The organism is Hydrogenivirga sp. 128-5-R1-1 (assembly GCF_000171895.1).
In genome coordinates this window covers 1-4,329 of sequence record NZ_ABHJ01000047.1, presented here as the reverse complement: position 1 = coordinate 4,329, position 4,329 = coordinate 1, and the positions used below count along the sequence as shown (strand labels likewise).

Below are 4,329 nucleotides of genomic sequence, written 5' to 3'. Positions count from 1 at the left end.
CAATGCCGCCGTGAATACGTTCCCGGGTCTTGTACACACCGCCCGTCACGCCACGGGAGTTGGGTTCATCGGAAGTCCCCGGGCCAACCCGCAAGGGAGGCAGGGGCCGATGATGGGCCCAGCGACTGGGGCGAAGTCGTAACAAGGTAGCCGTAGGGGAACCTGCGGCTGGATCACCTCCTTTAAAGGGAAAAAGAGATAGAAGCACATTTGGCTCTCCTATTAATTTGCTAAGGGCCTACTTGCTGAGGGGCCTTTAGCTCAGACGGTTAGAGCGTACCCCTGATAAGGGTAAGGTCGGTGGTTCGAGTCCACCAAGGCCCATAATAGAAGAAGGGGACGTAGCTCAGCTGGGAGAGCATCTGCTTTGCACGCAGAAGGTCAGGGGTTCGAATCCCCTCGTCTCCATAGAAGGCTACTTGGCAATAGAATAAGGGACAGAGAGCTTAAGAAGTAAGAGTAGGCCAAGCTGCTAAGGGTCCATGGTGGATGCCTCGGCAGCCAGAAGGGATGAAGGGCGTGGCAAGCTGCGAAAAGCCACGGGGAGCCGCAAGCAGGCAATGATCCGTGGATTCCCGAATGGGGAAACCCACTGTCCTGAAGGGACAGTATCCCGCGGAAGCGGGAGCCGAACCGGGCGAAGTAAAACCTTTTAGTAGCCCGAGGAAAAGAAAGCGAAAGCGATTCCCTCAGTAGCGGCGAGCGAACGGGGAGGAGCCCAAACCCAGCGGGTGCCATGGCGGCAGCCTTAGCCCGCTGGGGGTAGTGGGACGTATCCGGAGGGGACTGCCGGCCCCTCGGGGAGTTACAAAACCAGTAGGTAGCAGAAGCAGCTGGGAAGCTGCGCCATAGAGGGTGAAAGCCCCGTATGCGAAACCTGCTGGTCTCCCTGGGATACGCTCCCAAGTACCACCGCCCCCGTGAAAGGTGGTGGGAATCAGCCCGGACCACCGGGTAAGGCTAAATATTCCTGGCTGACCGATAGCGCAAAGTACCGCGAGGGAACGGTGAAAAGAACCCCGGAAGGGGAGTGAAAGAGAACCTGAAACCATGGACCTACAAGCCAGTGGGAGGGCGTTAAAGCCTGACTGCGTGCCTCTTGGAAAATGAGCCAGGGAGTTGTGGCATGCGGCGAGGTTAAGCCGATAGGCGAAGCCGTAGGGAAACCGAGTCCTAACAAGGGCGCTAAAGTCGCATGCTGCAGACGCGAAGCGGAACGATCTATCCATGGCCAGGGTGAAGGACGGGTAACACCGTCTGGAGGCCCGAACCAGTCGGTGCTGCAACACCGTTGGATGAGCTGTGGATAGGGGTGAAAAGCCAATCGCGTTCCGTGATAGCTCGTTCTCCCCGAAATGCATCGACGTGCAGCGTCCGGTGTTTCTTCCCGGAGGTAGAGATACTGATTGGGCTAGGGCCCCGAAAGGGGTACCGAACCCAACCAAACTCCGAATGCCGGGATAGATAGCCGGGCAGTGAGACTGCGGGGGATCAGCTCCGTAGTCGAGAGGGAAACAACCCAGATCGCCAGCTAAGGTCCCAAAGTGTACGCTAAGTGGAGAAGGAGGTAGAGCTCCTAAGACAGCGAGGAGGTTGGCTTAGAGGCAGCCATCCTTTAAAGAGTGCGTAACAGCTCACTCGTCGAGGGGCTCTGCGCCGAAAATTTAGCGGGGCTAAGCGTACCACCGAAGCTGCGGGATTGCCTTATGGCAATCGGTAGGGGAGCGTACCCTGCGGGATGAAGTGCTACCGGAAGGAGGCATGGACTGCAGGGTAGTGAGAATCCTGGCATGAGTAGCAGCGAAGACAGGTTAGAAACCTGTCCGCCGGAAGTCCAAGGTTTCCGATCCAATGTAAATCAGGGTCGGGTTAGCCGGTACCCTAAGGCGAGGCCGAGAGGCGTAGCCGATGGGAAGCAGGTTAATATTCCTGCGCCGGCTATGTGGAGGCCGAGGCGTGACGCAGAAGGGTAGCCCTCGGGAGGCTCTGGATTGTCTCCTCTAAGCCCGTAGGGTGAGGGATAGGCAAATCCGTCCCTCATCAAGCCTGAAAGGTGATGGGGAGGGAAGGCATAGACCTTCCCAACGGGGGTGACCCCAGGCTGCCAAGAAATAACGTCGCGGCCGTTGAAGCATAGCCGACCGTACCGCAAATCGACACAGATGGACTGGGTTAGTAGCCTAAGGCGGTCGGGGTAACTCTCCTCAAGGAACTCGGCAAATTGACCCCGTAACTTCGGGAGAAGGGGTGCCCGCAAGCCGTGCCTTACGGTGCGGAAGCGGGTCGCAGAAACCAGGTGGCGGCGACTGTTTACCAAAAACACAGCACTGCGCAAACTCGTAAGAGGAAGTATGCGGTGTGAAACCTGCCCAGTGCCCGTAGGTTAAGGGGATGGGTGCAAGCCCAGAACCGAAGCCCGGGTAAACGGCGGCCGTAACTATAACGGTCCTATGGTAGCGAAATTCCTTGTCGGGTAAGTTCCGACCTGCATGAATGGTCCAACGATCGCCACGCTGTCTCGAGGGGAGTCCCGGCGAAATTGTAGTGTCGGTCAAGATGCCGACTACCCGCGGCAGGACGGAAAGACCCCGTGAAGCTTTACTGTACCCTGGCATTGATTGCCTGCGCGTCCTGCGCAGGATAGGTGGGAGCCTGGGAAGTCCCCCCTCCGGGGGGGATGGAGGCGCCGGTGAGATACCACCCTGGACGTGTGGGTAATCTAACCCAGCAGAGTAATCCTCCGCGGGGACAGTGTCAGGCGGGCAGTTTGACTGGGGCGGTCGCCTCCTAAAGGGTAACGGAGGCGCCCAAAGGTACCCTCAGGTGGGTCGGAAATCCACCGTTAGAGTGCAAAGGCATAAGGGTGCCTGACTGCGAGACTGACAAGTCGAGCAGACGCGAAAGCGGGGCTTAGTGACCCACACGTTCCGCGTGGAAGGGCGTGTGATCAGCGGATAAAAGCTACTCCGGGGATAACAGGCTAATCCCGCCCGAGAGCCCACATCGACGGCGGGGGTTGGCACCTCGATGTCGGCTCGTCGCATCCTGGGGCTGTAGCCGGTCCCAAGGGTTGGGCTGTTCGCCCATTAAAGCGGCACGCGAGCTGGGTTCAGAACGTCGTGAGACAGTTCGGTCCCTATCCGCCGCGGGCGCAGGACGCTTGAGAGGAGTCATCCCTAGTACGAGAGGACCGGGGTGAGGCAGGCTCTGGTGTACCAGTTGTCCTCCAAGGGCAGCGCTGGGTAGCTATCCTGCTATGGGATAAGCGCTGAAAGCATCTAAGCGTGAAGCCCACCTCAAGATAAGGCGTCCCGCACCTTATGGTGCCTGAAGGGCCGTGGGAGACTACCACGTTGATAGGCCACAGGTGGAAGCCCGGCAACGGGTGCAGCCGAGTGGTACTAATCGCCCGTGAGGCTTGGCCTCTTACTTCTTAATCTCTGTCCCTTATTCTATCGCCATTTCCCTGGTGGCCATAGCGGAGGGGCAACACCCGGCTTCCATTCCGAACCCGGCAGTTAAGCCCTCTGCGCCTATGATACTGGCCGGGAGACCGGTCGGGAAAGTTGGTCGCTGCCAGGGTCTTAATCTCTTCTATTTTTATCTTTTGTATTCCTCTCTCTTTTATATCTCCTAAATTTATTTTCAAATCTTGGTTAATTTCTTACTTATTGCCTATTTAATTTTCTGTTTTTCCAAATGGTATAATAATTATTTAGTTTTTTACTTTTTATTATCAGGAGGTCAAAAGTGCCTTTATCTGAATATAAATCCAATTTAATAGAAGAAAAATGGTATAAACAGTGGCTTGAAAATAATCTATTTTTTGCTAATCCTGAAAATTCAGAAGAACCTTTTTCAGTTGTAATGCCTCCTCCTAATGTTACCGGTAAACTTCATATTGGACATGCCCTTAATATGACCCTTCAGGATATATCTGTAAGATATAAAAGAATGAAAGGTTTTAATACACTCTGGCTTCCTGGATTTGACCATGCAGGAATTGCTACTCAGTGGGTTGTTACAAGGCAGCTTGAAGAAAAAGGTATAAATAGATTTGACCTTGGAAGAGAAAAGTTTATACAGAAAGTTTGGGAATGGGTACCGATAGCAAGAGATGCTATAAAAAAGCAGATTGAAAGATTAGGTGCTTCTTGTGATTGGTCCAAGAAAAGATTTACTTTAGATGAAGGTTTTGCCAGGGCTGTTAGATACGCATTTTCAAATCTTTATAAAAATGGTTATATTTTTAAGGCTCCTTATATAGTTAACTGGGACCCAAAAGATAGAACAGCCATATCTGATTTGGAAGTTGAATATGAAGAGGAA

1 protein-coding gene, 2 tRNA genes and 3 rRNA genes are annotated in these 4,329 nt (G+C 54.1%); all 6 read left to right on the top strand.

Annotation, left to right across the window (positions count from 1 at the left end; all coding sequences use genetic code 11):
• A 16S ribosomal RNA gene (locus HG1285_RS17660) occupies positions 1 to 184 on the top strand; the annotation flags it as partial.
• Positions 185 to 250: 66 nt separating this feature from the next.
• Positions 251 to 324, top strand: a tRNA-Ile gene (locus HG1285_RS05795).
• 11 nt (positions 325 to 335) lie between these two features.
• Positions 336 to 408 (top strand) — tRNA-Ala (locus HG1285_RS05800).
• 54 nt (positions 409 to 462) lie between these two features.
• Positions 463 to 3,426 (top strand): 23S ribosomal RNA (locus HG1285_RS17655).
• Between the two features lie 39 nt (positions 3,427 to 3,465).
• Positions 3,466 to 3,582 (top strand): 5S ribosomal RNA (rrf, locus tag HG1285_RS17650).
• A 168-nt stretch (positions 3,583 to 3,750) separates the two neighbouring features.
• A partial coding sequence (locus HG1285_RS05805; RefSeq protein WP_008288298.1) for a class I tRNA ligase family protein occupies positions 3,751 to 4,329 on the top strand: 579 nt, incomplete at its 3' end.